The sequence below is a fragment of the Allofournierella sp. genome (assembly GCF_048388525.1).
Lineage (GTDB): Bacteria > Bacillota > Clostridia > Oscillospirales > Ruminococcaceae > BQOK01.
On sequence record NZ_DBGCTQ010000035.1, the window covers coordinates 56,317 to 79,856 of the forward strand.

Here is a 23,540-nt window from a genome sequence, read left to right on the forward strand (position 1 = left end):
AACCAGATTCAAAGGTGTTTTTGTGTGGCCTTTTAGGACACTATTTTGTAATGGATTCGTTTTCTTTTGTGTTAATTGCAAAGAGCTTCTTTGAATGCTGCGGGGACGTTTTTCACGGCAGGAGTGCTAATGCCTAGAGAAATTCAGAATGTGTGGCATGTACCAATCATAGCCTGATAAATTCAGTTTTGCGTATTTTAGACATATTTAGTTTCTAAATAATTTATAAAGTGCTCACCGGCCAGGTTGCCATCGAAAGGAATTGCCTATGAACAGTAAGAAAATTATCAGTACTGCTAACACAGAAACCATTCAAAAAATTCTTGATGGTTTATTTCTGGAAAGGGTGGACAAATAATCAGATATAGAAAAATTTGATGAATTGGATTCGGAAAAAATCAGCTCTGATGCAATGCTTGCCGTGATAACAGGCGTTGCAAAGCTATTACTGCTCTTTACATCGAAATAAGAACCATTATGCTTTAAAAGAGAATGAGCAGAAGAGGCTGCAAATCTGATTTTGCCGTCTTGGTTTGATAAAATATAAAATTGGCCTGATTTGAGAGAAGGATCACAAACTACGCTAATAGCTCCGGGGAAATCGGCGGGAATTGTATAAGTGTGCGTGTTTGACACACTTGCGACAACGTAACAACCAGAGTGAATAACTTCATTAAACGACTGCAAAAGAAAATTTGTATCAGATTTTAGAACGCTTCCAATACTGAGATGTACGATGCTAATGTGATGTGAAACGCACCAACGCAGTGCTAAAGCGAGGTTATTAATGTTTGCACATGGATTGCCCGGTGAAAAAATATTTAAATTTACAAGATTAACTGTTGAAACATAGTTTTTGATGATAGCACTACAAATGGTGGAATGGGTAAGGTGTCCGCAATGCGGAGTACAGCGCTTTATGGTGTTATTAACTTCATAATAATCAAAAGTATCAATGGCCTTGAAAACGTTTTGATTGACGTCATCGTCAATAATGGCGATAGAAATCATATTTATTCCTCTTTTGAATAATATCGATTAGCTTGTTTTGCGTACATATAAGAATATAGCCCATCACTGCTCATGAGAAATGCGTGATTTCCTTGTTGAACGATTTTTCCACCAGATAAAACAAAAATTTGTGAGGCGTGTTGTACGTTTGAAAGTTGGTGAGAAATCAATATGGTAATCCTGTCTTTCTGAGTTCGCAAAATATTAATATTGTCTAGGATACGTTGTTCAGATAAAGCATCCAGAGCAGAAGAAGGTTCATCCAAAAGTATGAGAGAAGACTTTTCAAACCCGAAAATCGTTTGTGCAAGTGCAATTTTTTGATTTTCGCCACCGGAAAGGACGAGTCCTTCATCAGAAAAATCCTTAGAAACATAAGCATCGATTCCGTGAGGCGACTTGCTTAAAAGCTCTGTGGAATCGCTTTCTTTGAGTGCAGAGATTATATGCGCAGAGTTAAAATCTAAAATATTCCCCAATTGAACATTTTCTCGAATCGTATAAGAAAAATTTTCTTGGTTTTGGAAATAGGTGCAACATTGATGACGAAGACTTTCTAGAGTATATTCCTTAATGTTTCGTCCATTGATCAAAATACAGCCATCAGATACGTCATACAAGCGAAGTAAAAGCTTAACGATGGTTGTCTTCCCACTTCCGTTTTCCCCTACAAATGCAACGAATTCATTTGAGTGGATTTCAAATGAAATGTTTGAAAGAGTTTCATTTTTAGAATTTGGATATGAAAAGAAGACGTGATCAAACCGAATAGATTGTATGTTTGGAAGTATGAGAGTACCATTATTTTCTACGGAAGGTTGAATTGTATCATATGCTTGGATGTTTTCAATTTTTATCCTGTTATCATAAACAGAAACGAGATTCGCAACAAGTGAATTGGTATTGGAAACAAGTTGGGTGAGCATAGTAGTGTATAGCGTGAGACTGCCGATACTTAGTTGCCCATAAAGAACCTTTAAAATGATAACAAATTCTATACCAGCAATCATTACTTGAGGAACAAGCTGAGTAACCTGCTGTACTATACATGATTCTTTATAGCAAATCCGTTGTTGGTGAAACGTGTCTCGCCAGAGCATATCGAATTTTTCTTTTATCCAGTTCCCGATATTTAAAGTGCGGATTATTTGACCAAAGCTTCTTGTAGTCGCGATTTGGAATGTATAATCCGCTTCACGAACCTTTTGAATGAGACTGCAAGAAAGTTTATAATACTTTTTTGTAAAGTGTTGTTGGATAAAAATTGAAGGAATGGTAGATAAGAAAATTATAATGCCAAATAAAATGTTTTCTTTCGCAAGAACAAAAAAAGAAATTGAGCAGAAAACTGCGGAACTGACTGCCTCCATTGAATACCAAAAATAATTTATAAATGATTGGATATCACGCTGGACAGTAGAAAAATGATTGAACTTTTTCGTGTCGTCAAATAACGACACATCAGAGTTTAATCCCTTTTCCATAACACGTTTTTGGAGAGTATGGTTGAGCACATTGCATTGCATATCAGCCGAATAAGTGTAAACTCCGCTCATAGTGCTACTCAATACTTTGATAACAAGAGAAATCAAAACAATCATGCCAAACAGTACGATTGGTGGATGAGATGGATCAGCAGTACCTAGGGAATCTAAGAGCAACTTTATAATATAGGCATCGCAAAAGGAGAGCATCGGAACGAAAATTTTGCACAACGACCTAGAAAGGGTGTAAAATCGAGAAGACTCCCATGAGATTTTAAAGCAGTATAGTAAGTAGTTCATCTGATGAACGCTCCTTCTGGAAGATTAGAAATGAATAGACGTGCTGAAAATAAATCGCAGGACGTTATAAAAAAGGCGCGGCGAACGTATTAGTCTCGCCGCGCCATAAATTTTAGTAGCATACATTAACAGAAGTGAAATTAGAAATAGCGGGCTGTTGTGCCATTAGCAACCTGAAGGCGCGTGGCGCCTACAGGCATACTAGAGCATAAACTTGGATCGTTTTCACAGGGACAACCGAAAGCTTCAACTGTTTGAACATCTTGTGCCTCAAAATCATACAATTCTTTCATTACTGGAAATCTCCCATATTTTGTATACAATGTATGCTACTAAAATCAACTTGGGGGCTTTTGCGTGAAACAACAAAAGCAGAACAGTTAAGAGTAAGTATCTATTCATCAGAATAATAGAGAAACTCTTTGGCGATTTCATACTGAGTACGTTCTAGAGACTGGCTTCCATCGCAATAGGGTTTATATGCATTGTAGAGAGCAAGTGCGGAGTCATCTGGTAATATGTAATGAGTGATCCGAGATTCAGCATCCAGAAAGCTTTGAATGGTTTCTCGACTTAGATTTTTTTCGGGATAATTATTATAATCAGGCCACTCAAGATCCCAATTATGAGAGAGCGTATCGCTTAACATATCCTCGAGCATACCTGCCCGAACCGGGAAATTATCATAGGTGCTGCCATAGTCAGGAAACCCAGAACGCTGCATTTTTTCGGATAAAAAGGATTCAATGAGCTGCTGAACAATTTCCGGATGCTTTGTATTGCTGCGGACAACAAGAGCTGAGGTCACGATTGCTGTCACACCGCCCTCATCGTTCGGAACAGGGGCGAAACGTGTATCGTCCCCCATACCGGACAAAATCCGCGCAGTGTTGAGCATATAAAAATCGTAACACGCCTCACCCTGAAAAGGTGCTTGGCCACTGGATAGCGCATCGCACCAACGGTCTCGCGTATTTGAAGTAGAGGCAGCACCGGGATAATAACCTTGGGCACGAAGGATTTGTGATTGTAGATCTAGAAACGCATTAAAATCGGATTGCGCGGCTATGGATGCGATTGAATCATTCGTTTTAGCTAGCGCCATACAGGGAAGCATACCAGTAAAACCTCGGAGAGAATCCTCTCCAAAGGTTGCAGCGTAATTCCGAAAATAGTCGAAATAATCCGTTTCTTCTTCCAATAGGTCAGGATAAGACTGCCAACTGGCACGTGGCAACAAAGCTCCACAGATTTGGTACCCAAGAGGAAGATAATAGATATGTTCCTGACTCTCTATCCATTTTTGAAATGACGCAGACATTTTCTGTAACAATTCTTGAGTAAGTAAAGGTTTCAAATCCATAAATACGCCACTTTCAGATGTTTTTTCAAAATTTGAAAAGACATTGCTATTGGCATTTTGGTAAGTAAAGGGAGATGAGATATCCTGCATCCAAAGCCAGAAAACATCAGGGCCTTCCCCGGCCATCAACTGATTTTTAATGCGCGAAATGGAGGCTTCTCGCTCGGCTGACTTTATATGCGGCACAGTTTCCAAATTGATATCATAGTTTGCCAATATGCTATAGTCATAAGGTTGTGGAAGGTATTCGGTTACCAAATTTATTTCAGGATGTTCATAATGAAAGTTTGGCAATGCCGAAATTGTGTCCCAATATTTTTCAACACATATAGTCAGTGTAGGTGATTCTTCGTTCGTAAAAATTCTTTGAGCGGCAGAACACATAGTAAAAAACAGTGTTAAGACCATGACCAAAGAAAGAATAAATATGGCCTTCTTTAGTTTGAAATTTCGCATAAGAAGTAAGCCTCTATTTAAGGATTTTTATAAAATAACTTTCCCAATTAGTTGATTGTTGACAACAGATGTTAATCTGTGCATTAAAATATTAAAGTGGGTTCCCGATTGGACATCAAAGAAAAAAATATCGCTTTTGCTATTTGCTTCATCCGTATCAATAACACGTTGCATTGTTCGCAAATAGCGATCTTCCGTGTCAAGATTAATTTTGGGGTTGACGATTAAATTGCTGATTTGAATAGCGTTGACAGAAAAGCCAAACTTATATTTTGCAACATTATTGAACCTATCCCAATATTCGAAACTATAAAGATGTGTGGGAGCGCAACAAATCACATAGTCAGGTGATATAACCTGTGATATAGCATAAGTTTCAATTCCGAAACAGTGATTGCCGGTGAGCGAACTTTTCATAATCACGCCAGGAGCTTCGATTAAAAGAATATCAGGATACTCTTTCTTTTGGATATTCTTAATGAACGAATTCAACTTTGCTAGACTATAATTTGTGTCGTAGTTTTCGGAGAGAAAATTGCGAGGAAAGTAATATATTCCGTCCAGTAAAGAAACGTTAGGGTTGCAAGATAGCCCAATAGCTTTTTTTCCGGATTTTCGAAGTTCGTGAAGCGATTTGAGCAATACTTCAAAGCTGTCGGAGAATGGTGTAATAGAAGTTATCAGGATACACGGACAATCAAGAGAAAGAATTTCATCGCCAGAGGGAATACAATTACACCAATAGGAAAGCAGTTCTTTTAGAGGTGACATGTTTTCTTGTATTTCAATTGGGCTATTTTTACAAAAAGCTGCTGCGAAGGTATCTGATTGTGAAGAATGTGGGAATTGATAGGTAAAAGGGATGATGATGGTAGGAAGATCGAGCGAAGTATTGTCAATGCAAGAAAGTCTTAAGTCTGACATCCAATCATCCAGAAGCAATGTCGTTCTATTGAAATATTCATAGACTGTTTTTGTTGCAAAAGAAGAATGTATTGCATATCGGTTTTGTAATTTGTCAAAATATTTGAGCAATGGAATGGTGTCTGAGCCCCTCAGATACATTCCAATAGGCTCTCGTTCTTGTTGCTTCATTTTGTGGCCTCCTGAAGTTGCTCGCGGTAATACAGCGGAATTTCACGCAGCATTACAGCACCATATAAAATAACATCCCCCATCGCCCTATAGGAGTAGCATTTTGATAGCCGCTTCTGTGCAGATGGAATACCGGAGCCATCAAATGTATCGCGAATGCATCCGCCACAAAAATGGAAAGCCCAGCATTTGCTGCAGTGTGATTCTGTTATTTTGGCGATGTTCAGCATTTTCTGGGAAGCTGAGTAATTAAATCCGTTATAGATGTTTCCGATGGATAAAATAGAAGATACTTCACTTACTCTTTCACAAGGGTACATTGTTCCATCAACAGAAACAAAAAGTCGCTGAGCGCCAGGAATACAAGGCCCACTCGGAGCGCTGGGAGTTGGAAATGTATTATAATGCTTCCAGCGTATTAGTGTGTTTTGAATACTGCTGATTATAGGATGGACTACAGGAGATACACAAGATTTTTCCAATAAACCAAGAGCATACAATGCCGCCAAAAAAATTTGATATTCGTATTCCTCGCGGTATCTTTTACATGGAATGATTTTTTCGTCCATATAAAAATCATCGATTTCGGATGTCATTATGTGTACATCTGGAAGAAGCTTGATTAATTCCATGGGTTCATCAAGTGGACGTCGAGGATCAATAACCATATTGACTGAAAGAAAAGGGGTAAAATTCGGATAACGTTCAATTAGCCGATGAATGCGGTCATAAACAATATCAAAAGTTCCACTACCGTCAGGGAATTTTCGATGGGAGTCCTGAATTGATTTCGGGCCATCCATACTGATGGTGGTAGCAAAACGCTTCTTTACTAAATAATCAGCAATTTCATCAGTTATTAAAGTTGCATTGGTTGTAATATTAAACTGAACTATCTTTCCGGTAAAAAGAGATTCAGCATATTCTACTACTTTTTTGATGAGTGGAAATTGCAATAAAGGCTCTCCACCGTAGAAGCCAATGGATACAGTTGATGAGTCCACCGAATGAGTAAGTAAGAAGTCGATAGCACGTTTGGCGGTTTCAAACGACATATGTTTGTTTTCATGGTGTCGCTGTAGTTCATTGCTGTTTTCAGAATACAAACAGTAATCACAACGCAAATTGCACTGTTGTGTAACTTGCAGAGTCATCATTATAAGAGACCGATCCAAATAATCTTGAATGTGAGAAGTACAAGAATGCTCGATACAACTCGGGTGCTTCGATGATAAAAAGCCGTACTTTTTCAATTCTTGAGTCTCAGTTGAATTGTCCGAAATACCAGAAAGAAGACAATGATAAAGACTTTCTGAGATACGAACGACTGCATTTTTCTGCACATCATAAAAATAATAATTTTGCGGAGTTCGCAGCAAATGAATAAAAGGTTCAGCCATTTTGAAAAAACCCCATTTTTAAAATTACAAAGGCAAACGCCCACCCCAAAATTACAGCAAGGGCACCCAGGCAAGCCATGTACCGCAGCACCAGAAGGTACTGCTCAACAATGGCACTGAAACCATAACCGCCCTGCACGAACGATGCCGCACCCTGTGCAATCTGTCTATAGTAGACCAGGTCAAACAAGTTGGAGGGGGGAAGAAATTCGCCGGGAACGCGCACTCGACCCAGCAGCCAAGCAAGGAGGGCCGCAGGAAGCAGGGAGAGAAGCAGCGCCTTGCCCCAGGAATGTTTAGAGGGAGTGCCGGCAGAGGACAGAATCACACGGCACAGCTGGGTTGCGCCGCGTGCCGTAAGCCAAACGGCCGGGAACAGCAGTGCCGCCAGCAGTTCCAGTGGGAGAAGCTGGCAGACGAGCTGCGCCCAGTTGTTCAGGTTGATGCTACGCCCGTAGGGGGAAAGTTGGTGCTCGGTGAAAAGGGTGTAAAGCTGGGTAGACTCCAGGATGCCATTTTCCAGCGGCACTGCGATGCGCAGCGTTTCCATGGTGGATTCGTCCTCGACGGAAAGTTGGTTCGTATAAGCCAAGGCGCTGGGATACTGTGTGCCCGGTAATCGCCAAGAGCGATAGATGCCGATGACCAGATATTGTACACCGTCACTACCCAGCACATCCCCAACGCTGATACCGAAACGCGTTGCGTCCGCTTCCGGTAGCAGTATGGAGGGAAGAGCGCTTTCGTCCGTCCACAGACCCCCCTCGATGTACTGCAGGCGCTCAGCGGCGGCAAACGCCGTATTGATTCGGCAGAGCGAAAGGCTAACTTGTCGCCCGTGTGCGGAAAAGGTTTTGATCACAGGCTCCGTGCATAGGCCAACATTGGTATCCCTTGTTTTTGCAAAGGCGGTTTCCCAGCCGTTTTCCTGCATCAGGCGGGTATCCTCATATTCCACGGTTTGCGGCAGATGGGAAAGCATCCGCCACACCAGCACACCCTGAGCAATCAGTATAGCAGCCAGTGAAGCAGCGATCAGGACGGCAAAAAGGCGTCGTTTTTTACTCGGCATCTTTGAGTACCCACACTTTCTCACCGTCCAGTAAGTCCCGGTAAGCGCCGGACGCATACAGCGCTTTCGGGGGAAAATCTGATGTGCTGGTCACAGCGGCTGTGTAGCCGTTGGAAGCGCTTACGGAAACCTCTTTTGCTTGCACCTGCCAGCCTCCAGCGGTCTGAACCAGCTGCATTAGGCAGCTGACCCCGTCCACATAGCTGATGGCGGAAACCGGAACCGTCTGCACGCCGGTGGTCAGACGGGTGACGCACACAAAGACAGATTTATCCCGAGCGGGAGGAAACTCGCCCTCCAGAGTGGCCGTTACGGGGTAATAGCCATCAGCATTCGGTTCCTCACCAACAACGATACCAGTGCATTTGCCCTGAACACGCTGTAGGCCGCTAGCGGTCTGGGCGTAGTAGTAGCACTGACCGTTGCCGCCCTCCAGAAGCCCCACTTCACCCTGGCCCATCCGCCAGTGGAGGACAACCTCGTTTCCCAGCAGGGAAACTGTGGCGGCAAAGTCCCGCTGTTCCATAACGGAAGACCTTTTTACACGGATGGGAGTTACGGTGGGGGCCATCAGTCGCTCCACGCCCCAGGCAAGCATGGTGAACGCATAAAGGAGAAGGAAGAACACCACGGCTGCCTGCAGGATGCGTTTTTTTGTTCGATTCATCCCCATATCACCTTACTTGATTCCGGTAAACTCGATGCCAGCGGTCAGCTCTTCATTAAAGTAGGCGAAAACCAGCAGCACTGGCAGAATGGCCAAAATACTACTAATAAAAATGACCGTTTGTTCCGAAGCGGCGCCGTAGGCGAGGAACGCCGCCAGCGGATAGTTTGCGCTGTCGGTCAGATAAGCGGCTGGCTGTTCCAGCATGTTCCAAGCTTCGATAAACGTCAGGATGGCAACGCTGATGACACCGCCTTTTGCGGAGGGAAGCGCGATGTAGCTGATCAGATGAAACAGATTTGCCCCGTCTAACTCAGCCGCCTCGAAAAGCTCTTTCGGCAACGCCCGCATCACCTGCATTTCCAGCAGCGTGCCAAAGGGCCAGAACAAGGCGGGAAGGATCAGCGCCAACTGGGTATCTAGAAGATGCAACTGCTTTAATACCATATAGGTAGGGGTTAGGGTGGTCTGTACCGGTAACAGCATTAAAATTGCCAGCAAAAACAGCACCAGAGTTCGGCCCCGGAAGGTATAGAACGCCAATGCGTACCCAGCCATCGTGCTGATGACCAAGTTTCCTGCCGTAATGCCAAAGCAGATCGCAAGACTGCGCCAGAATCGGGCTAGATAGCGGGGCGAGTGGAGGAACATCTCATAATATCCCACCAAAGTGAACTGGCCACTGTTGTTGAAAAAGGTATGGGCCAACAGGTAAAGCGCTGGGGCCAGTACGATGAACGAAAGCCCTAAAAACACCAGAAAAAAGAAAAAAGGGGTTTGCCTGCGCTTCACGCCATCACACCTCCAGCTTTTGCTGTAACCGGTAAAAGGCCGCGATGAAGACCGAGATCGCCAATACGAAGACGACGGTGGCCACAGCGACTGAAGCGTAGTCTAGGCTACTGAAGTTGTTGGCAAGATAATGCTGTAAAAAGTAGATGCTGGGGGTGGGATGTGCGCCGGCCAGCAACAAAACTTCACGGTAAATTTTGAACGAATTGATGATGGACAACAGCGAGGTGAAAAACAGCGTGGGCACCATCAGCGGCAGCGTTACGTAAACCAATATTTGACGGCGGCTGGCTCCGTCCAGAGCGGCAATCTGGAACAGTTCCTTTGGAATGCCGTTGAGACCCACCATCATCAGAATGGTAGTATAACCCGCATTTTTCCATACAAAAACGAAGACAATGATCCCAAAGGCTGCAACGCTGTCCAGCCAGTACACGCCCGAAACATTCAGCTTTGCAAGCAGGAGGTTCAGCAGACCATCATCGGCGAAAAAAATTTGAAGCATTGCCACGATACCCACCGCAGGTAAGATGAGAGGGGAGAGCAGCACAGATTGGAACAGCCTGCTGCCGGACACCCGACGGTTGATGACCTGAGCGAACACAAAACCGATGAGCAGCAAAAGTGGTACAGAGACTACCAAAAATAACAATGTGTTGCGGCAGGCCAGTTGGAAAGACCGGCTGCTCAGCACCTGGAAGTAGTTTTGCAGGCCAATGAATTGGTCGCTGCCCGCACCGGTAAAAAAGGAGCGGTAGATGAGGATACCGCCCGGGATGCCCCAAAAGACGACCAGCCCCGCAAGGAGTGGGGACAGCAGAAACCAGGCGATGCTTCTTTTTTGGCGCTGCACGGTATGTCGACCTCCATCCGAAAACGATTTATCAGAAAACTTTCGGTGCAGTTGCCTTTACCAAATCGGCGATCCCTCGGATTGTTAAAAATTCATAATTACACACCTGATGTGCATCAAAATGAATATGAAACATTTTTTGAATTTCAAAATATAGATATACTAATTCAGTGCCATTTATCTCGAAAATATCCCCTGTAAGAGGAACATTATAAATATCCGAATATGATTCGATTCGTTCATGAATTCGTTTTTGATCCTTTTTTAAAATGAAATTATCAAGGATTAAATTAAGAATTCTATTTTCTATATTGGTACTCATATATGCTCCTTTACGGCAATACTTTACACAGAGAAAAGCTGTCACCTTTGTGAAATGCTAGCTTTATCTAATAGACGACAACTAGATAAATATGAAACAGAATTTTGCAATATTTGTAAATTGTCACATGACTTTTGTTGACTTTTTGTATAATATGGTATATTCTGGGCGTGGAACGTTTTGCTATATAAGCAAGTACGACTATTCATTTGATGTTGTGCGTAAAAAATGTCGCCCCAAAAGACTTTGGGAATGCGTTTAATTACATCCTATTCCTTTAAGGTTTTGAGGATTAACAAAAAATGATAAGTTTGTTTAACGATGACCCGGATGATAAGGTGGAGATAACAAAGTTTTTTCAATTAAAGAGCAATGCCCTATATCGATATGCGCTCAACATCACAAATGGGAATGAGTCGCTTGCGAAAGAGGCGTTTAGCGAAAGCTTCGTAAGAGTGATTGACCGCTATGATAATTTAAGGTCGTTTTCGACGGATAGGCTGTTTAGTTACATGCTTGTGGTTATTAAGCATACAGTATTCGACCTTGCAAAAAAAGAGAGAAAAAACATTTATTGGGACACACTTGATACGTTGCCAGACGATGATGTGGATCCTTTAAAAGAAAGCATTCAAAGAATTGACGAAACGAATATAAAGAAATGTGTTGAACAATTATCCATACATGACCAAACCCTCATCAAGTTACGTTACTATGACAATATGTCTGATGATGAAATTGCAGAAGCTTTAGATATTTCGCGGGCCAGCATTCGATCGGAATTTTCCAGAATGCATCGTAGATTGCGAAAATTGTATCTAGAGTTTGAAAAAGAATGATTGCATAGGTGCCCTGCAGCGTCACAGATCGTCGACCAGGGCGGTGCTTTTGGCGTAGGCGGTGCTTTTGGCCTCGAAGAAATCGGTCTTGACTAGGTTTGCGTTGGAGTATTGGCTCACCCAGGCCATGCTGGCGGGCTCGCGGCGGTTGTCTTGATACAGGAAGCCGTACCCGAGGGCCGACCAGCGCAGGTTGCCCAGATAGCGGATATAATCCGTGAGCATGCGGTGGTCGAGGCCGGGCACGGCGTCGCCGATGGCGTAGCAGCCCCAGGCGATCTCCTGCCGGACGCCCTCTTCCAGCATTTCGCGCAGGCATTGCAGGTTTTCGGGGCAGAACAGCCCCGGCTGCTCTTTTTGCAGTTCCAGCAGGATGCTGCGGAACAGCCACAGGTGAGTGTTCTCATCCCGATTGATGTAGCGGATCTCCTGGGCGGAGCCGGGCATTTTGCCGCCCCGGGAGAGATTATAAAAGAACGCGAAGCCGCTGTAAAAATAGACCCCCTCCAAAATATAATTGGCCATGAGGACTTTTAGGAGAGTGAGAGGGTCCCTTTGGCGCTGGAACTGGTTGTACAGCTCGCCGATGAAGGTGTTGCGGCGAAGAAGATGCTCGTCGGTCTTCCACTGGTACAGGATCTCGTCCCGCCGGGTGGGAGCGCAGATGCTGTCCAGCATATAGCTGTAGCTCTGGCTGTGCACGCACTCCTGGAAGGTCTGGATGGACAGGCAGAGGTTGACCTCGTTGGCGGTGATATACTCGCCGATGTGGGGCAGGTTGGCGGTCTGGATGGAATCGAGGAACACCAAAAAGCTGAGGATCTTATCATAGGCGGCGCGCTCGGCAGGGGAGAGACGGGGATAATCCTTCACATCCTGGGCGAGGTTGATCTCCTCCGGGACCCAGAAGTTGTTCATGGCCTGGCGGTACCAGCCGCTCACCCAGGGATATTTGAGGTTGTTGAAATCGTTCAGATTGGTGGTGTTGCCGCCGATCATGCGGCGCAGGCGGACGTCGGTATCGCCGCCGGGATTAAAAAGAGGCTTTTTTACAAGCTGTTCCATGATGCGTTTTTCCCTTTCAAGAAGAGCAGCTCTCGCATTCTTCCACTTCCAGCGATCGGCTGCGGATGTAATAGATGGTCTTGACGCCCTGCTGCCAGGCAAGCAGATAGAGCTCCAGCACCTGACGCAGGGTGTAGTCGTTGGTGATGTACAGGTTCACGCTTTGGGCCTGGTCGATGTGGCGCTGGCGCACGCCGGCGGCGCGCACGCTAAAGGTCTGGTCGATCTGGTGGGCGTTTTTGTAATACCAGTAGGTGGCGGGCGAGAGCTCGGGCGCCACCCGGGGCAGCATGCTGCCCTTTTTTTCTTCCAGAAAGAACTTGTTCATGACCGGGTCCACGCCGGCGGTGGTGCCGGCCAGGATGCTGGTGCTGCTGGTGGGGGCCACCGCCAAAAGGTAGGCGTTGCGCATACCCTTTTCCTGTACACGGGCGGCCAGGGCCTGCCATTCGGGGCTTTGGTAGCCGCGCTTTTCAAAATAGGCGCCGGTGGCCCAGTCGCTGCCCGGGAACAGGCTGTAGGGCCCCTTTTCGGCTGCCAGCTCGCAGCTGGCGGCGATGGCGGCCTGGTTGATGGCCTCGAACACCTGATCGGCAAAGGCGAGGTGTTCCTCGCTCTCCCACTTGAGGCCGTGCTTTGCCAGCATGTGGTGGTACCCGCTGACCCCCAGGCCGATGCCCCGGTATTTGTGGTTTGTGAGCCGGGCGTAGGGCAGGGGATAGAAGTTCAGGTCGATCACATTGTCGAGCGCGCGCACCGCCGTGCGCACCACTTCCGCCAGGGCGGGGCCGTCGGTGACCGGCAGGCGCCCCAGCGAGAGACTGGCCAGGTTGCACACCACAAAATCGCCGGGGCGGGTGGTGGTGACCACCACGGTGTCGCCCTCCAGGGTTTGTACCCGGGTGCTCACAGCCTGGATGGGAGCTGTGTTCTGGGCGATCTCGGTGCAGAGGTTGGAGCAGTAGATCACGCCCGCATGGCCGTTGGGGTTGAGGCGATTGACGGTGTCGCGGTTGAAGGCGAAGGGGGTGCCGGTCTCGACCGCGCTTTTGAGCACCAGGCGCACGATGTCCTTGACGGTCACGGTGCGCTTTTGGATGCGGGGGTCGGCCACGCAGTCGAGATACCGGCGCTCCCATTCCTCGCCCCAGTAGTCCTCGAGGGCATAACCCTTTGTGGTGAGGATGTCGTGGGGGCACATCAGGTGCCAGGGGGAGTCGAGGTCCCGGCGGGCGAGCTTCCAGAACAGGTCCGGCCAGCACACCGCGGGAAACACATCGTGGGCCTTCATGCGGTCATCGCCGTTGTTGGTGCGCAGCTGCAAAAATTCCGGCAGGTCCTTGTGCCAGGCATCCAGGTAAACGGCCACGGCGCCCTGGCGCATGCCAAGCTGGTCCACCGCCACGGCGGTGCCGTTTACCAGCTTGATCCAGCGGATCACGCCGCCGGCCGCCCCCTCGAACCCGCGGATGCTGCCCCCCGAGGCCCGCACCTTGCCGAAGTAAAGGCCCATGCCGCCGCCGAATTTGCTGACCTGGGCGAAGTTATCCAGGCTGCGGTAAATGCCCTCCAGGCTGTCGGGCACGGTGTCGATAAAGCAGCTGGAAAGCTGGTGGTAGGGCTTGCGGGCGTTGGAGAGGGTGGGGGTGGCCATGGTGACCTGCAAAAGGCTGAGCATATCATAAAAGCGTTTGACCCAGGCCATCCGGTCATGGGTCTCGCCCATGGCCAGATGCAGCGCGATGCCCAAAAACATCTCCTGCGGCGTTTCCAGCGGCAGATGCTGCCGGGTGTGGATCACATAACGGCCCAGCAGAAGGTCCAGCCCGGACCAGGTGAACAGCTCGTCGCGCTCGTCGCAGAGGAAAGCCGCGGCCTGATCCAACTCGGATTTTGTATAATTTTGAAGAATATACTCGCCGTATAGCCCTTCCCGGGTCAGGCAGACGACCTTTTCGTAAAAACTGCCGATCCCCCGCCGCGCCAGCTCGGGGGCGAGGCGGCGGCGGAAGTCGAGATTTAAAAACCGGGCGGCGATGTATTCCCATTGCGGGGCGTCGGGGGTGGTGAGCTCGACCGCGGCCTTTGCCAGCGCGCCCAGAAGCTCGCCCGGGCCCATGCCCGGCTTTACAAAGCCGGAAAACTGGGCGGCCAGGGCGGCGACCGAATAGAGGGCGGGGTCGAAGGAGATCTGGATGCGGCGCAGGCAGTCTTCCAGCCCGTCGGCGCCCACCTGGGCGGCCAGGGAACCGCGTGCCGCCCGCAGCTCCGCACGCTTTTGCCGGTAAAGGATATAGCTTTTTGCAGCCTCGAAATGGCCGCCTTCCATCAGCGCGTGCTCCACCAGGTCCTGCACCGTTTCCACGGTGGCCCCCTGCCCGGGGAGCCGGCGCTCCACCGAGGCCAGCAGCTCCGCCAGCACCTGGCTGCCGGGGACGCCCCCCACGCTGGCAAAGGCCTTTTGCATGGCCGCCGTGATCTTGCCCGGGTCGTAGGGCTCGTATGCGCCGCAACGCTTTTTTATGTTCATGCCGCATGCCTCCATAAATAGGAAATTGTATTGATTATACACTGTATGTTGTGGTTATACAAGACTAGTATGTATAAATAGTGTGTCTGTTTTATCACAAACAAAGAGCGGGAGCGCGCCGGGAGAAAAAAACGGCCGCCCGGAAAGGCGGTGGGGGAGAAAAAGCGGCAGGGGCGGCGGCCATTGCGGGGGATATGCCGGTCTGGTATAATAAAAATGGCCGTTTTCAGAACGGCCGCGCCTTGGTTTAGGAGAGGAAAAGCGCGCGGCGGCCGGGATTGTTGCAACATATGAGCCTGTGTGCAGCGCAGAAAAGCAGAAGGAAATGAAGTTGGGCTTGGCTGCCTTGGGCGGATAAGGCGCGCCTGGCAAACCGGGCTTTGAGGGAGGGAACGATATGGGGCATTTCGGCTTTTCATACATTGGATTTATATTTTTGCTTATGCTGTTCATACCGAATATTATTTGGACCAAGAAAATGCCCGAGGGTTATACTGCCGAGGGAGAGAATCGGATTTTAGCTTTATGTGAGCGTATGGGCGAAGTGTTGGTATGCTGCTGCGCTTTGATGTTTTCGGACTTTAATTTGCAGGGATGGACGGCCTGGATCGGGTGGCTGGCAGCAGCGATTGCTCTCATGATTTTGTATGAGATTTGGTGGATAAGATATTTTCGCAGCGAGCGAAAACTGAAAGATTTTTATAGCGGTATTCTGCACATTCCGCTTGCAGGGGCCACATTACCTGTATTGGCGTTCTTTTTGCTGGGAATATACGGAAGGGTTATTTGGATGTTGATTTCCGTACTTATTTTAGGAATCGGACACATTGGAATACACCTGCAGCATTATAGGAGCCTGAACCAAAGCATGAGGTAAGTACAAACCCCTTGGGCTGCAGCAGCTTTGCCCAGCGGATAAAAGAAAGTGCCGCTTATCACCCTGTTTTTAATGGCGGCAAGGAGGGCATAGCGGCACACACCGCCCCTTTGCCCAAAAGACTTGACTTTGAGCGAAAACTGCGCTTTGATGGAAAGAGAATGCTGGTACGCCGGCACAAAGGAGGCCGCTGAAACGATGGATTTTCGATATTATGCCCCCACCCGGGTGGTGTTTGGCAGGAAGAGCGAAGAGCAGGTGGGCGCTTTGGTGAGGGCCCAGGGCTGCAAAAAGGCGCTGGTGCACTTTGGCGGGGGGAGCGCCCGGCGCTCGGGGCTGCTGGAAACAGTGAAGCGCTCGCTTGCCGCAGCCGGGGTGGAATTTGCCGAGCTGGGGGGCGCCCAGCCGAACCCGCGCCTGAGCCTTGTGCGCCAGGGTGTGGAGCTGTGCCGCGCCGAGGGAGTGGACTTTATCCTGGCGGTGGGCGGCGGCAGCGTGATCGACTCGGCAAAGGCGATTGGGTACGGGGCGGCGAACGAGGGCGACGTGTGGGATTTTTACAATTTTGTGCGCGCACCGAAGGCCTGCCTGCCGGTGGGCGCGGTGCTGACCATTGCCGCGGCAGGCAGCGAGATGAGCGATTCCTCGGTGATTACGAACGAGGACGGCTGGGTGAAGCGCGGCTACAGCAACGATTTGTGCCGCCCCAAGTTTGCGGTGATGGACCCGGAGCTCACCATGACCCTGCCGGAATACCAGACCATGTGCGGCTGCGCCGACATTTTGATGCACACCATGGAGCGGTACTTTGGCCGCGAGGCGCCCATGGGGCTGACGATTTGCATGGCGGAGGCGCTGATGCGCAGCGTGATGGAAAACGCCAGGGTGCTGCTAGCCGCGCCGGACGATTATGAGGCCCGCGCCCAGGTGATGTGGGCGGGCAGCCTTTCCCACAATGGACTCACCGGCTGCGGGGGCGACGGGGGCGATTGGGCCACCCACAAGCTGGAGCACGAGCTGGGCGGGCTGTTTGATGTGGCCCACGGCGCGGGGCTGACCGCCCTGTGGGGCAGCTGGGCGCGGTATGTGTATGGGGAGCAGCCGGCCCGGTTTGCCCGGTTTGCTGAAAAGGTGCTGGGGGTGGCGCCGCAGAAAAGCGAGGAGGCCACAGCCCTGGCGGGCATTGAGGCGATGGAGGCCTTTTACCGCGCCATTCGCATGCCCACCACGCTGGCTGAACTGGGCGTGCAGCCCACCGATGCCCAGATCGAGGAGATGGCCGAAAAGTGCAGCGTGACCGCCCGCGGCGCGCTGGGCAAGTTCCGGCCGCTGAGCAAGGCGGATATGGCGGCCATTTACCGGGCGGCGCGGTGAACACGGGCGGGCTGCACCCGGCCTTTACGCCGCCGGGCGGCCGTGCCCGCCGGGGGCGGAAGGCCGGAGCCGGCCGCGCAGCACCCGCTTGGCGCGGTGCTCCAAAAACCACAGGAGCAGCACGATCAGAACGCCGCCCGCAAAACAGAGCAGCCGGTTTGCAATGGCGGACGAAGGGTCCAGCAGCACAAGCGAGGCATTGATGGCGCTGATGGCGTTCACCACCTGCTTGTGCCTGTATTCCGGTGTGAAAAAGCTGAGATATCCCAACGCCAGTATGGCGAGAGAGGCATAGCGTGGGGGCACCAGCAGCTGCATGAGAACCACAAAGCCTGCGATGCCGGCCAATGTGCCGAAAAAGCGCCAACGGATGCGCTGGAAGGTTTCGCGGATCTCGATCTGGGTGAGGGACATGACCACGATGCTGATCCAGAGCGGCTTTTTGAGATGCAGCGCCATGCCCACGCCCATGGCCGCGGCAATGCCGAGACCCATGCGCAGAATGTAGCCGCGGCGGCGCGCGCAGCGGGCCAACTGGCCGCGCAGGCTCCGCCCGCCCTGGAGGCCGCGCTTTTTCCAGCTCAGCAGGCAGGCCGCCGCCACCAGGCCCCCGGCCGCCAGGGTATCGGCCAGGCGGCCGGGGTACTGCCGCCAGGGGACCGGCGTTGCCTGGCAGAATACAAAGCACAGCATAAAGCTGATGGAAGGCTTGAGACCGGCGGGTTCGCCGCTGAGCAGCAGAAGAAGGACCACAAAGAGAAAGTTGAGCGGCAGCGCCGCCCACACAGGCAGAAGAGCAGTCTGCCCGGCCAGGCCCGCGCCCACATACACAAGCAGGACGAGCGCCGCCATCACACCCGGGCGCACCCCCAGATCCATTTTGGGCAGGGTGGTGAACCCGACCCCAATGGCTACCCCGACCAGAACATTGGGCGCGCCGAACAAAAATTGAAACAGGAACATGAACCCCAGGCTGACGGCGAAGCGCCCCAGATTTACCCCGGCAAGCTCCCCCGCACGAAGGAGGCCTTCTTTTGTACAGTGCAAGTAATGCCCTCCTTTTAAGGCAAAGGACCGGCGGCGGAGAGGGCCCAAGCCCCGCTCCGCCGCCGGCGAATCCCCTTGCCATTCGGTTGATAAATATTAAAGATTAACAAAAGTATACTATTTATTTTACACCAGGCATCCTGCGCTGTCAATGCAGAAAAGCAGGGGAAAGGAACCAGAAAATTTATGCAATTGATCGAAACCCTGCTGGCCGTGCTGCCTTATTGGCATTATAAGATTGACCGGCCTTTCAAGCAGCGGCATAAAAATGCCATGAGCCTGGAAACCTATTATTGCCTGCAGATGCTGCGCTGCAGCGGACCGCTGACCATGACGGAGCTGGCACAGCGGCTTAGGGTGAAAAAGGCCCAGGCCACCCGGACCATTGAACAGCTTTACAAATATGGGTTTGTGACCCGCTCGGCAGCGGATGGGGACCGGCGGTGTGTGCGCATTGAGATCACCCAGCCGGCGCTGGACTACATTGAAGAAAATTTTTATACCGACCAGGAGCTTGCGCGCCGGCTGGAGCAGAGCCTTTCGGACACCGAGCGCCAGGCGCTGCAGAAGGCGCTGGAAACCCTTTTGCAGGTGCTGCCCAAGCTTCCATGAGCCCATTTACCCCTTTATAGTGGGAAAAAGCAGCAAAAGAGAGCCGCGGCGCGGCTCTCTTTTGCTGTGCGGGGGATCACACCTCGCCGTAATGGGCGGCGACCGTGCGGTAGGTGCTGGAAACCAGGGGCACAAAGGAAGAGGAGGAATTGTATTGTGCCTGCTGGAGATAAGCCGCGAGGACTTCGGGGCTGGGGTTGGGATCGGCGCGAAGTTGCCCGAGCATGCTGCGGTAGGTCTGGGAAACGGCGGAATCGGGCTTTGCGCGGTGGGTGAAAAAGGAAACGAAGCCGTTGGTGAAGCCGCTTGCGCCCTGGAAGGTGCAGTACCGGCTGCGGCCTGAGAAGTAGTAGCCTGTGTTGCCGGCGGGGTGGGCGGGATCGGTGTAGGAGATGTTGGCCCAGTTTTGGGCGGAGGCCTGGGCCTCGTTGCGGCCCCAGCCGGATTCCTCGGCCCAGAGGGCCAGGATGAACTTGATGGGAAGGCCACTCAGGCGGCGGGACGCGGTGGCCGCGTAGGGCCGGAAGGCCGCGATAAAGGCCTTGACGTGGGCGTAATCGTTGGTGGCGTTGGGGTTTTGGCCGATGCGGATGTCGCCGCCGGAGGGGAACGACGGAATGGGTGTGTAGCTCATTGGGATCTCTCCTGTTATGATAGGCCGGGCGCGCGGCCCGGCGGGTGAAAATGGGGTGGGCCAGTGACCCATTCTATGAACCGGCCGCGCAAAAGGTCCTGCCCTGCCGCCGCGGCCGGACAGGGGCGCGGGCGGCTGCGGGGCCGGAACATGAAAAAGAGGGGGCCACGGCCACCAAAAGCCGCGGTCCCCCCGCAGGGAATAATTTTCAGGTTTGGCCGAACCGCTTGATCTCGCCCGTTTCAAAAAAGGCGGCGGCGGCGAAGTGCTGGCTTTCCAGCGCGGCAAGCTGCTTGCCGGCTTTTTTGCCCTGGGGCAGCACGGTGACCAGATACGCCTGCCGCAATTCGGCGGCCTTTTTCAGCACCGCCGCAAAGTCGGCGCCGGGGGCGTAGAGCAGCGCCAGCTTTTGCTTTTCGGCGGGGATGGCAAAGCCCTGGTCCAGCAGGACCGAGCAGATGCGCTCGAACCCGATGGAAAAGCCCACAGCCGGCACCGGCTGGCCCAAAAACTTGCCCACCATATTGTCGTAGCGGCCGCCGCCCGCCACCGCGCCGGAAAAAGCGGGGCAGACAACCTCGAACACCATGCCGGTGTAATAGCCCTGCCCGCGCACAAGGCTGGGGCAGTAGGCTACCCTGTAGGCGCCGCCGGCGAGGGCGGTTACCGTGTCCATGACCTGCCGCAGGGCGGCGGCGGGGGCCTTGTCTGCGCAGAGGGCGGCCACGGCGGAAAGGTCTGCCGCGCCCTGCCCGAGGAAGGCGCGCAGAGCGGCCACCGCGGGGGCGGGAAAGCCCTTTTCGGCCAGCTCGGAGGCCACGCCCCCGGGGCCAACTTTATCCAGCTTATCGAAGGTGATGCACACGCTGTCGAGGGTTTCGGGCGCAAAGCCCATGCCTTCGAGCATGCCGCGCAGAAGCCGCCGGTCGTTCAAATTTACAGTGAAATCGGTAAAGCCGATGGCCAGCAGGGCGCGGGCGGTCACGTCGATCAGCTCGATCTCGGCATTGGGCGAGGCGTCGCCCACAATGTCGATATCGCACTGCACGAACTCGCGCAGGCGGCCCTTCTGCGGGCGCTCGGCCCGGAACACCCGGTCGGTCTGGATGACCTTGAAGGGGGTGGGCAGCTTGTCCCGGTTGGCGGCATAATAGCGGGAGAGGGGCAGGGTGAGGTCATAGCGCAGGCCCATGTCGCTCAAGGCTTTTTCGCTGCCCGCGGCCAGGGCGGCGTCCAGCTTTTCGCCCCGCTTGAGCACCTTGAAGATGAGGTTCAGGTTCTCGCCGCCCTCGCTTTTGTCCAGGTTTTCCATGTCTTCCAGGAGGGGGGTGGCGATGCGCTCGAAGCCGCTGGCGCGGTAGGTTTCCAGGATGCGGCCCTGCACGTAGTCGCGCAGGCGCTGTTCGGCAGGCAGATAGTCCTTCATGCCCTTGAGGGGATTGATCTTCATGGAAAAACTCCTTTGCATGTACGAAGTTCAGCAAACGCTGAGCTGCATTTTATCTTTATAATGAAATTATCATAGCCCGGCGGGACCGCATTTGTCAACCGAAACCGGTCATAATAACAGCCAAAGGGAAAGAACGGGAGAAATGCGGTATGGAACAGTTTTTGCAGAAAAACAAGTGGAGCATTCTGGCGGCGGGCGCGGCCATTCAGATCCTGACCGGCATCCCCGCGGCCTGGGGCGTGTTTCAGGGCCCGGTGCGGCAGGAATACGGCTTTGACGAGGGTGCGGCCAGCTTTATTTTCAGCTTTACCATCGGCGCATTCGGGCTGGGGTGCGTGATCGGCGGTTATTTGCAGGATAAGGCGGGCCCGCGGATCGCCGGCTTTGCGGGCACGGCCCTGCTGACCGGGGGCTTTACAGCCGCGGGCTTTCTGCCCGCGGAAAAGGCATGGATCTTTTATCTGTGCTTCAGCCTGCCGGTGGGGCTGGGATGCGCCTTTTTATACCCGGCGGTGATGAGCTGCGCCCAAAAGTGGTTTGCGGACAAAAAGGGGCTTGCCACCGGCATCGTGGGCGGCGCGGTGGGCTTTTCGGGCGCGGCGCTGACCTTTTTGGTGCGCTGGCTGGCCGGCAGCTGGGGCATCCGGGTGTGTTTTTGGGTGCTGGCCGCACTGATGCTGCTGGTGTGCGGCGGGGGCAGTATTCTGCTGCAAAACCCGAAAAGCGCGGGCCAGAAAAAGCAGCAGACGAAAAAAGCGCCCCCCAAGGATTACACCCCCCGGGAGATGTTCAAGACAAAGCAGTACTGGCTGGGCTTTTTGGTGGTGGGCCTTGCCACCCCGGCGGTGCTGCTGTTCAGCCCCATCATTGTGCAGCTGGGGCAGGACCGGGGGCTTTCGGAAGAGGCGGCCCATTGGGCCATTATCATTGGGGCGGTGGGTTCGGCTGCGGGGCGGCTTGCCATGCCGGCTTTGAGCGACAAGATCGGCCGCCGGGCCACCGACCTGATTTTGTTCACCGGCCTTGCGGGGCTTTCGGCGGCGTTCATCTTTGCCCAGAGCTGGTGGGTGATCGCGGCGTACACCGCCCTGACCTTTTGCTACTCGGGCGAGGCGGCGGTGATCCCCAGCATGTGCACCGACCTGTTCGGCATGAAAAACACGGGGGTAAACTACGGCTTTTTGGCGCTGGGCATGAGCGCGGGCAGCATCGGCTTCCCGCTGCTGGCCAAAGCGCTGAATTTGGAGCTGGGGCGGCACTTTATCGCCATCGGCGCGGCGCTGGGTGGGCTTTTGTGCCTGTGGGCGCTCAAGCCCACCCAAGGCGAAAAGCTGTAAGCGTTCGCAAAGGCGCGGTTCCCGGCAAACTTGCCGGGAACCGCGCCTTTGCCGTTACACCCACCCGGCAAGCCCGCACCAGGCGATGGTGGTCTGCATGACGGCGATGCCGTAATAGAGGGGGGAGAGCTTGCAATAAAAACAGGCTTTGTTCTCCATGGCCTCGTATTTTTGCAGCAGGGCCTGAAGCGTTTCCGGATACCGGGTGCAGCTTGCCTGGTAGGCGGCAAGCTGTGCCGCGCGCCCGGCGGGGGGCAGCCGCGCAGCGCGAATCGTTTTAAAAAAGAAAGGCGGAGCCGGGGCGCTGCGGCGCGCGCCCAAAAAGAAACGGCGCCGCAGCCCCTTTATTGGGGGCGCGGCGCCGTTTTGATGCGCACGGGGAGAGCTTACTTCTTTTCCACCTGGGGATACTTCTCGCCGAAGAGGTTGAAGCGGAACAGCCGGGCTTCATCCTCGGGGTTCGAGCACTCGAACTGGGCCTCGGCGATCTGGCCGCCCTCGATCAGGGCGGTGAAGCCCAGCATCTGGCACAGCTTGCTTTTCAGGTTCAGGCGGTCGCCCTCCGGGGTGACCAGGAATACGTCGCCCTTGCAGGCGCTCAGCATCTCGGAAAACTCGCTCACGTCGAAATCATGCAGTTGAATACGATCCATTCTTATTACCTCTCTTCCAATTCTCTCTATACCACGGGTCCGGTCATACTTATTATACTTCCCTGAAAGGCGCTCCTGCAAGCAGTACCCCTTTCATCACCCTTACTATAGCACGACGTTTGTGTAAATGCAACAATAATCGAGTGAAAACATTGTAAAAATCGCCGAATAAATTGTACCGATTTTCCACAAGCCCCAGATCCAGGACCAAAGCGGCAAATTTTGTGGACGATGAAGCCGAAATATCCTTGCAAAAAGGCGGCGGGCTTTTTATAATGATAAGAGCGGATCATTGTGGAATCAATCA

At 52.0% G+C, this 23,540-nt stretch carries 23 protein-coding genes; 5 read left to right on the forward strand and 18 right to left on the reverse strand.

All coding sequences use genetic code 11. From position 1 onward, the window contains the following. Positions 1-312: 312 nt before the first annotated feature. The 11 genes from ACMLHZ_RS03275 to ACMLHZ_RS03325 form a co-directional block, all read right to left on the reverse strand. Entirely contained in the window at positions 313-1,011 is a 699-nt protein-coding gene (locus ACMLHZ_RS03275) for a S8 family serine peptidase (RefSeq protein WP_418666374.1), read from the reverse strand. Positions 1,012-1,013: 2 nt separating this feature from the next. Then, positions 1,014-2,795: an ABC transporter ATP-binding protein gene (locus ACMLHZ_RS03280; RefSeq protein ID WP_418666375.1), complete on the reverse strand. Its 1,782-nt coding sequence runs from the start codon at positions 2,793-2,795 to the stop codon at positions 1,014-1,016. 140 nt (positions 2,796-2,935) lie between these two features. Then, on the reverse strand, positions 2,936-3,088 hold the full coding sequence (locus tag ACMLHZ_RS03285; protein WP_418666376.1) for a hypothetical protein: 153 nt from the start codon (positions 3,086-3,088) through the stop codon (positions 2,936-2,938). A 101-nt stretch (positions 3,089-3,189) separates the two neighbouring features. Next, a complete protein-coding gene (locus tag ACMLHZ_RS03290) occupies positions 3,190-4,614 on the reverse strand; it encodes a hypothetical protein (protein WP_418666377.1) in 1,425 nt (474 codons plus the stop codon). A gap of 27 nt (positions 4,615-4,641) precedes the next feature. After that, positions 4,642-5,709, reverse strand: coding sequence for a hypothetical protein (locus ACMLHZ_RS03295; protein ID WP_418666378.1), 1,068 nt, complete (start codon positions 5,707-5,709; stop codon positions 4,642-4,644). Continuing rightward, the gene (locus ACMLHZ_RS03300; RefSeq protein ID WP_418666379.1) at positions 5,706-7,109 is read right to left on the reverse strand and encodes a radical SAM protein; all 1,404 of its coding nucleotides are present in this window, start codon (positions 7,107-7,109) and stop codon (positions 5,706-5,708) included. The genes ACMLHZ_RS03295 and ACMLHZ_RS03300 overlap by 4 nt, the downstream gene beginning before the upstream one ends. Beyond that, entirely contained in the window at positions 7,102-8,181 is a 1,080-nt protein-coding gene (locus ACMLHZ_RS03305) for a hypothetical protein (protein WP_418666380.1), read from the reverse strand. The genes ACMLHZ_RS03300 and ACMLHZ_RS03305 overlap by 8 nt, the downstream gene beginning before the upstream one ends. Further along, positions 8,171-8,848, reverse strand: coding sequence for a hypothetical protein (locus ACMLHZ_RS03310; protein WP_418666381.1), 678 nt, complete (start codon positions 8,846-8,848; stop codon positions 8,171-8,173). Before ACMLHZ_RS03310 ends, ACMLHZ_RS03305 begins: the two co-directional genes overlap by 11 nt. A gap of 12 nt (positions 8,849-8,860) precedes the next feature. Then, positions 8,861-9,640: a carbohydrate ABC transporter permease gene (locus tag ACMLHZ_RS03315; protein WP_418666382.1), complete on the reverse strand. Its 780-nt coding sequence runs from the start codon at positions 9,638-9,640 to the stop codon at positions 8,861-8,863. 4 nt (positions 9,641-9,644) lie between these two features. Continuing rightward, positions 9,645-10,493 carry a carbohydrate ABC transporter permease gene (locus ACMLHZ_RS03320; RefSeq protein WP_418666383.1) on the reverse strand — a complete coding sequence of 283 codons (849 nt, stop codon included), beginning with the start codon at positions 10,491-10,493 and terminating at the stop codon, positions 9,645-9,647. A gap of 31 nt (positions 10,494-10,524) precedes the next feature. After that, the gene (locus ACMLHZ_RS03325) at positions 10,525-10,815 is read right to left on the reverse strand and encodes a hypothetical protein (RefSeq protein ID WP_418666384.1); all 291 of its coding nucleotides are present in this window, start codon (positions 10,813-10,815) and stop codon (positions 10,525-10,527) included. A 311-nt stretch (positions 10,816-11,126) separates the two neighbouring features. Between ACMLHZ_RS03325 and ACMLHZ_RS03330 the strand changes: the two genes are divergently transcribed. Continuing rightward, positions 11,127-11,654 (forward strand): RNA polymerase sigma factor, encoded by a 528-nt coding sequence (locus tag ACMLHZ_RS03330; RefSeq protein ID WP_418666385.1) that lies wholly within the window; start codon positions 11,127-11,129, stop codon positions 11,652-11,654. Positions 11,655-11,675: 21 nt separating this feature from the next. On the opposite strand, the gene ACMLHZ_RS03335 is transcribed toward ACMLHZ_RS03330, so the two are convergent. Further along, on the reverse strand, positions 11,676-12,719 hold the full coding sequence (locus tag ACMLHZ_RS03335; RefSeq protein WP_418666386.1) for a ribonucleotide-diphosphate reductase subunit beta: 1,044 nt from the start codon (positions 12,717-12,719) through the stop codon (positions 11,676-11,678). Positions 12,720-12,735: 16 nt separating this feature from the next. After that, positions 12,736-15,249, reverse strand: coding sequence for a ribonucleoside-diphosphate reductase subunit alpha (locus ACMLHZ_RS03340; RefSeq protein ID WP_418666387.1), 2,514 nt, complete (start codon positions 15,247-15,249; stop codon positions 12,736-12,738). 397 nt (positions 15,250-15,646) lie between these two features. On the opposite strand from ACMLHZ_RS03340, the gene ACMLHZ_RS03345 reads away from it, so the two are divergent. Beyond that, on the forward strand, positions 15,647-16,126 hold the full coding sequence (locus ACMLHZ_RS03345; protein WP_418666388.1) for a hypothetical protein: 480 nt from the start codon (positions 15,647-15,649) through the stop codon (positions 16,124-16,126). Positions 16,127-16,324: 198 nt separating this feature from the next. After that, the gene (locus ACMLHZ_RS03350) at positions 16,325-17,500 is read left to right on the forward strand and encodes an iron-containing alcohol dehydrogenase (protein ID WP_418666389.1); all 1,176 of its coding nucleotides are present in this window, start codon (positions 16,325-16,327) and stop codon (positions 17,498-17,500) included. Positions 17,501-17,524: 24 nt separating this feature from the next. Here ACMLHZ_RS03350 and ACMLHZ_RS03355 read toward each other — a convergent pair whose 3' ends face one another. Then, complete coding sequence (locus tag ACMLHZ_RS03355; protein ID WP_418666390.1) at positions 17,525-18,547, reverse strand: FUSC family protein; 1,023 nt, start codon at positions 18,545-18,547, stop codon at positions 17,525-17,527. A gap of 186 nt (positions 18,548-18,733) precedes the next feature. On the opposite strand from ACMLHZ_RS03355, the gene ACMLHZ_RS03360 reads away from it, so the two are divergent. After that, positions 18,734-19,159: a MarR family winged helix-turn-helix transcriptional regulator gene (locus ACMLHZ_RS03360; protein ID WP_177565484.1), complete on the forward strand. Its 426-nt coding sequence runs from the start codon at positions 18,734-18,736 to the stop codon at positions 19,157-19,159. A 76-nt stretch (positions 19,160-19,235) separates the two neighbouring features. Here the strand turns inward: ACMLHZ_RS03360 and ACMLHZ_RS03365 are convergent, their stop codons facing one another. Both ACMLHZ_RS03365 and hisS read right to left on the reverse strand, forming a co-directional pair. Then, the gene (locus tag ACMLHZ_RS03365) at positions 19,236-19,793 is read right to left on the reverse strand and encodes a hypothetical protein (RefSeq protein ID WP_418666391.1); all 558 of its coding nucleotides are present in this window, start codon (positions 19,791-19,793) and stop codon (positions 19,236-19,238) included. 208 nt (positions 19,794-20,001) lie between these two features. Next, on the reverse strand, positions 20,002-21,243 hold the full coding sequence (gene hisS / locus ACMLHZ_RS03370) for a histidine--tRNA ligase (protein WP_418666392.1): 1,242 nt from the start codon (positions 21,241-21,243) through the stop codon (positions 20,002-20,004). 149 nt (positions 21,244-21,392) lie between these two features. Here hisS and ACMLHZ_RS03375 point away from each other — a divergent pair, with 149 nt between their 5' ends. Continuing rightward, entirely contained in the window at positions 21,393-22,580 is a 1,188-nt protein-coding gene (locus ACMLHZ_RS03375; protein ID WP_418666393.1) for an MFS transporter, read from the forward strand. Positions 22,581-22,634: 54 nt separating this feature from the next. On the opposite strand, the gene ACMLHZ_RS03380 is transcribed toward ACMLHZ_RS03375, so the two are convergent. Then, positions 22,635-22,901, reverse strand: a complete 267-nt coding sequence (locus tag ACMLHZ_RS03380) for a hypothetical protein (protein ID WP_418666394.1) — start codon at positions 22,899-22,901, stop codon at positions 22,635-22,637. Between the two features lie 65 nt (positions 22,902-22,966). After that, entirely contained in the window at positions 22,967-23,233 is a 267-nt protein-coding gene (locus ACMLHZ_RS03385; RefSeq protein ID WP_177565476.1) for a hypothetical protein, read from the reverse strand. Positions 23,234-23,540: the final 307 nt, after the last annotated feature.

What these genes read in the sequence shown, in the direction of transcription:
- ACMLHZ_RS03345 (WP_418666388.1), top strand. Translation starts at nt 15,647, where the DNA reads ATGGGGCATTTCGGCTTTTCATACATTGGATTTATATTTTTGCTTATG.
- ACMLHZ_RS03305 (WP_418666380.1), bottom strand. Translation starts at nt 8,181, where the DNA reads ATGCCGAGTAAAAAACGACGCCTTTTTGCCGTCCTGATCGCTGCTTCA.
- ACMLHZ_RS03340 (WP_418666387.1), bottom strand. Translation starts at nt 15,249, where the DNA reads ATGAACATAAAAAAGCGTTGCGGCGCATACGAGCCCTACGACCCGGGC.
- ACMLHZ_RS03295 (WP_418666378.1), bottom strand. Translation starts at nt 5,709, where the DNA reads ATGAAGCAACAAGAACGAGAGCCTATTGGAATGTATCTGAGGGGCTCA.
- ACMLHZ_RS03360 (WP_177565484.1), top strand. Translation starts at nt 18,734, where the DNA reads ATGCAATTGATCGAAACCCTGCTGGCCGTGCTGCCTTATTGGCATTAT.
- ACMLHZ_RS03300 (WP_418666379.1), bottom strand. Translation starts at nt 7,109, where the DNA reads ATGGCTGAACCTTTTATTCATTTGCTGCGAACTCCGCAAAATTATTAT.
- ACMLHZ_RS03275 (WP_418666374.1), bottom strand. Translation starts at nt 1,011, where the DNA reads ATGATTTCTATCGCCATTATTGACGATGACGTCAATCAAAACGTTTTC.
- hisS (WP_418666392.1), bottom strand. Translation starts at nt 21,243, where the DNA reads ATGAAGATCAATCCCCTCAAGGGCATGAAGGACTATCTGCCTGCCGAA.
- ACMLHZ_RS03375 (WP_418666393.1), top strand. Translation starts at nt 21,393, where the DNA reads ATGGAACAGTTTTTGCAGAAAAACAAGTGGAGCATTCTGGCGGCGGGC.
- ACMLHZ_RS03350 (WP_418666389.1), top strand. Translation starts at nt 16,325, where the DNA reads ATGGATTTTCGATATTATGCCCCCACCCGGGTGGTGTTTGGCAGGAAG.
- ACMLHZ_RS03365 (WP_418666391.1), bottom strand. Translation starts at nt 19,793, where the DNA reads ATGAGCTACACACCCATTCCGTCGTTCCCCTCCGGCGGCGACATCCGC.
- ACMLHZ_RS03385 (WP_177565476.1), bottom strand. Translation starts at nt 23,233, where the DNA reads ATGGATCGTATTCAACTGCATGATTTCGACGTGAGCGAGTTTTCCGAG.
- ACMLHZ_RS03335 (WP_418666386.1), bottom strand. Translation starts at nt 12,719, where the DNA reads ATGGAACAGCTTGTAAAAAAGCCTCTTTTTAATCCCGGCGGCGATACC.
- ACMLHZ_RS03290 (WP_418666377.1), bottom strand. Translation starts at nt 4,614, where the DNA reads ATGCGAAATTTCAAACTAAAGAAGGCCATATTTATTCTTTCTTTGGTC.
- ACMLHZ_RS03285 (WP_418666376.1), bottom strand. Translation starts at nt 3,088, where the DNA reads ATGAAAGAATTGTATGATTTTGAGGCACAAGATGTTCAAACAGTTGAA.
- ACMLHZ_RS03310 (WP_418666381.1), bottom strand. Translation starts at nt 8,848, where the DNA reads ATGAATCGAACAAAAAAACGCATCCTGCAGGCAGCCGTGGTGTTCTTC.
- ACMLHZ_RS03325 (WP_418666384.1), bottom strand. Translation starts at nt 10,815, where the DNA reads ATGAGTACCAATATAGAAAATAGAATTCTTAATTTAATCCTTGATAAT.
- ACMLHZ_RS03280 (WP_418666375.1), bottom strand. Translation starts at nt 2,795, where the DNA reads ATGAACTACTTACTATACTGCTTTAAAATCTCATGGGAGTCTTCTCGA.